Genomic DNA, 3,980 nt, shown 5'->3' with positions numbered 1-3,980 from the left:
TGGAATTTTTGATTTCAGAATACAGGAATTGGGATMAGGAWGCATATGAAAGGGGAGTAAAAGCATCCTTGGACAAGTGGGGTGTGGGAGCTGCTGAAGCGAACGCTTATTTGGCGCTCTTACCACCAGCCAATAAGGAAAATGTACTTACCCAAAAATATCTAGCTCTATTTACCCAAGGTATTGAAGCTTGGTCCGAAATCCGTAGAACAGGATACCCTCTGTTCTTAGTGAAAAAAGGTGACGTCATCTTCGCCGGAACAGTGGGGGGAAACACAGTAGAATATAGATTTGAACCGGAAGTAGGGGACGCTATACCTTCACGCCTTGTTTATCCGCTGAAAGAACAGTCTACAAACAAGAGCAATTATCAAAACGCCTTAGCCAATCAAGGTGATGATGTGTTAAGTACAAAAGTATGGTGGAATAAATAAGTTTTGTTCATCTTAATGAAAGTCCGGAACATATCCGGGCTTTTTTGTTTTTTGTCCGCCTGCTATATAGATAATATCTTCTCTAACAGAATATTGTATTTTATAGAAATAATATTGCAATGGGTTTGTTATTTTCTGAATTTTAATAAATTTGTTACAAGAACGATGGTTTGTATCTTGACAACCAGTTACATTTTAATTTCAATACTAAATCCATATTGATAACCTAAATTATTAGACCTATGAATGAATTGATGAATGAAGTAATTTCTACGCTATTTCAGGTTGGCTTTATGGTTCTTGTTCCTTTTCTTTTTTCTTGTTCAGAAAGGATAAGAGCACAGGGTTTCTGCAGTATGTAGGACTTTACAAGCCTCAGGGTAAGACTTTAGGCTATATAAAGGAAAAGAAAGGCAATGGCAGTATCATTCCCGGCTGGGTAGCTCATGGTCTAGGTAACTTCGTCACTTATTTTACCATAGCCTTTGTCCTATAACTGTTGGTGTACCATAGCACGAAAAGCTGTCTCATGCCGAAAATTTAAATTGGCTCTTTGGGATGTCTTGTAATACGGTTGATTTTTATTATTTTGTGATACTTTGAAAATTATAACAAACTAAACAATTATTACGGTATTATAATATGGAATTGACTGCAGAAAACACAAGCCTACAGCAAAACTATCGACTGGAATTTTTGGGTAAAGGGTCTGAATATTTCTCCATAGTTATTGTCAACTGGTTATTGACTTTGGTGACACTAGGACTTTATTATCCATGGGCTAGAGCCAAGAAGCTACGCTATATATACGGAAATGTCTCATTGAACAACGAGCGTTTTCATTTTTCCGGCACAGGAAAGGAAATGTTTATCGGCTTTATTAAGCTGATGGTATTCTACGCAATTATTTTGGGAGCTTTCTATTATCTATATCTTCAAAGTAGCTTAATCATAGCCATCATTATCTTGTATGTTGGTCTTCTGGGTATTATACCTTTGGCTATACACGGCGCTTTCCGTTATAGGATGAGTCGCACTACCTATCGCGGTATACGCTTTGGCTACCGTGGTGAACGCGAAAAGCTTGTTAAATACTTCTTCAAGTGGTTAATTCTAACTGCTTTTACTCTAGGTATTTATGTGTTTTGGATGGAGATGAATCTGCGTCGCTATATTTATGGTAATATACGTTACGGAGACGTGGAGTTTGACAATGAGTCGGAAGGATTTGAATACTTTATTCTTAACCTGAAAGGGTATCTTCTGACAATCCTCACCCTTGGCATATATTCTTTCTGGTGGTATCGTGATATCTTTAACTATTTCGTTAACACGATGTCTATGCGGAGGGGAGAACAGAAGATACGATGCCATTCTACCGCTACCGGCATAGGATTTTTACGTTTGCTCGTTGGAAACTTCTTCATCATTGTTTTCACATTGGGCTTAGGAAAGGCGTGGGCCGATGTACGTCTTTATAAATTTATCTTAGATAACATCAAATTGGAGGGAAATATTAACCTAGACGAGATACAGCAGACGGAAGACGAATATTTAGACGCTTTCGGTGAAGATGCTATGGACTTCTTCGACATAGATCTAGCATAGGAATGAGCTTAAAAGTTGAAGGAACATATTTTGACGGGCAGTCTTCAGCGGCTCGCTTTGCATTGGTCACGATGGAAGAGCAAAGCGATATGTTGGTTCTGCAGTCTATAGAACACGAGCAAAAGTGGCAGATTAAGGACCTCGAGTTTGAGCGCTACGGTAGTGTGGTGGAGCTGCGCAACAAAAGATATTCGGGTGCAATCCTTAAGGTCGACAACGACGACTTTGCAGACCGTTTTTATAAGTATATGAAACAACATAAGCGCGTGGATATTCACACGCGCTTATTGCAGTTAGGTTATAAGAAGTTGGTCGCAATAAGCATAGGTCTGATGGCCTTGATAGTGGTTGCATATTTCTATCTGCTACCTCCTCTGGCGGAAAGAGCAGTAGGGCTGCTTCCTGATAGCTTTGACGATACGTTGGGCGATATGTTTACCGAAAATTTTTTGGAGAAAAACGACATAGATCACCGTAGAAGCGAATACCTTACCCTTTTTGCACGGGAACTCAACCTGCAAAATAATAAACCTTTAAAATTTGCTGTAGTGAAATCAAAGGAGATGAATGCTTTTGCCGCTCCGAATGGGCAGATTGTCGTGTACTCCGCTTTGGTGGATTCGCTACGTAGTGCTGAAGAACTTGCTGCCCTGTTGGGGCATGAAGCTTCACACGTCAACCAACGCCATTCGGTAAAGATGTTGAGTCGCAACCTAGCCGGTTATATGGTGATATCTTTGCTGATTAGCGACGTAAACGGCATAATGACCGTTATTGCGGACAACGTCCATCAGCTGAATTCTCTCTCTTATTCGCGTAAGTTTGAAGAGGAAGCCGACTATTTGGGGTTAAAGATTCTTATGGATAATGGTCTGGATCCCCAAGGTATGGTGCGGCTATTCGAACGTCTGGAAGCACAAGAAAAGTTTTCTATCCCCCAACTCCTGAGCACGCACCCTTTGACTGCAGAAAGAAAGAAAAAGATGCAGGATATAATCGATAGCACTCCTCATCATATTTCATCCAACACACGGCTATACTCTCTTTTCCGGAAGCTTAAAACCCGATAGCTTTTATTTTTTAGCAGTAAAATTCCATGCTGAAAGTGTAAATTTGTCGCCTTTAGCGGAAAAAGTATTCATCTATGCACAGACAGAATTCGGCGACTTTTATTTTGGTATTTGCAGCAATATTGTCTGCTTTTGCCCCTTTAACGACGGACTTATATTTACCGGCATTGCCGGTCTTGACGGAAGCTTTTGCGACAAATGCGTCTAACGTGCAGCTGAGTCTTAAGTTCAGCTTCATAGGAATGGCGACGGGACAGCTGCTCTTCGGTCCCCTAAGCGACAAGCAAGGAAGGAAAACACCTTTGCTGATGTCTTTAGTGGCTTTTGTGTTGGCAACCTTGGGATGTATATACGCTTGGAACATCGAATCTTTCAACTTTTTTAGGCTATTGCAGGGATTTGCCGGAGCGGGAGGGCTTGTAATTTCCCGTTCCATAGCGGTAGACCTGTATGAAGAGGAGCACTTAGCCCGATTTCTTTCTTCTCTGGCTGTGATAAATGGGATAGCACCTATCATAGCTCCGGTAGGAGGTGGGGTGCTGTTGGACTTTACGGACTGGAGGGGAATATTTGTTGTACTTCTTATTTTGGGTGTTTGTATCCTTATGGGAGGAGTTTATTTCAAAGAGACGCTACCTGTATCGAGACGACTGCAGGGCAATATGCTCAAAACTTATTCGTCTTTTGGTAAGGTGCTTAGAAACCGCAATTATCTCAATTATACCTTGTCCATAGGATTTACTAGTGGGATGTTTTTCGTCCTACTTAGCCTCCTCGCCGTTCATCTTTCAGAATATTTATAAGGTTACACCTTCTCAATACGGAATATTTTTTGCAGTCAATGCCGTGGGGCTTATCATAGGAAATA

General features: G+C 40.9%; 5 protein-coding genes. All 5 read left to right on the top strand.

All coding sequences use genetic code 11. From position 1 onward, the window contains the following. Positions 1-434: SusD/RagB family nutrient-binding outer membrane lipoprotein (locus SD31_RS11660; protein ID WP_156138345.1), on the top strand; the 434-nt coding region annotated here is incomplete at its 5' end. Positions 435-753: 319 nt separating this feature from the next. After that, complete coding sequence (locus tag SD31_RS16690; protein ID WP_156138344.1) at positions 754-930, top strand: hypothetical protein; 177 nt, start codon at positions 754-756, stop codon at positions 928-930. 146 nt (positions 931-1,076) lie between these two features. Continuing rightward, entirely contained in the window at positions 1,077-2,042 is a 966-nt protein-coding gene (locus SD31_RS11655) for a YjgN family protein (RefSeq protein ID WP_039054250.1), read from the top strand. A gap of 2 nt (positions 2,043-2,044) precedes the next feature. Further along, positions 2,045-3,112 carry a M48 family metallopeptidase gene (locus tag SD31_RS11650; protein ID WP_039054249.1) on the top strand — a complete coding sequence of 356 codons (1,068 nt, stop codon included), beginning with the start codon at positions 2,045-2,047 and terminating at the stop codon, positions 3,110-3,112. A 74-nt stretch (positions 3,113-3,186) separates the two neighbouring features. Continuing rightward, on the top strand, positions 3,187-3,915 hold the full coding sequence (locus SD31_RS11645) for a Bcr/CflA family efflux MFS transporter (RefSeq protein WP_052259005.1): 729 nt from the start codon (positions 3,187-3,189) through the stop codon (positions 3,913-3,915). Positions 3,916-3,980: the final 65 nt, after the last annotated feature.

Source organism: Sphingobacterium sp. T2 (assembly GCF_000814685.1).
Taxonomy (GTDB): domain Bacteria; phylum Bacteroidota; class Bacteroidia; order Sphingobacteriales; family Sphingobacteriaceae; genus Sphingobacterium; species Sphingobacterium thermophilum.
Note: the sequence above shows the minus strand (reverse complement) of the source record. Positions and strands in the feature narration are given on the sequence as shown.

Excerpts from the sequence above, each read along its gene's own strand:
- SD31_RS11645 (WP_052259005.1), top strand. The coding sequence starts at position 3,187 with ATGCACAGACAGAATTCGGCGACTTTTATTTTGGTATTTGCAGCAATA.
- SD31_RS11650 (WP_039054249.1), top strand. The coding sequence starts at position 2,045 with ATGAGCTTAAAAGTTGAAGGAACATATTTTGACGGGCAGTCTTCAGCG.
- SD31_RS11655 (WP_039054250.1), top strand. The coding sequence starts at position 1,077 with ATGGAATTGACTGCAGAAAACACAAGCCTACAGCAAAACTATCGACTG.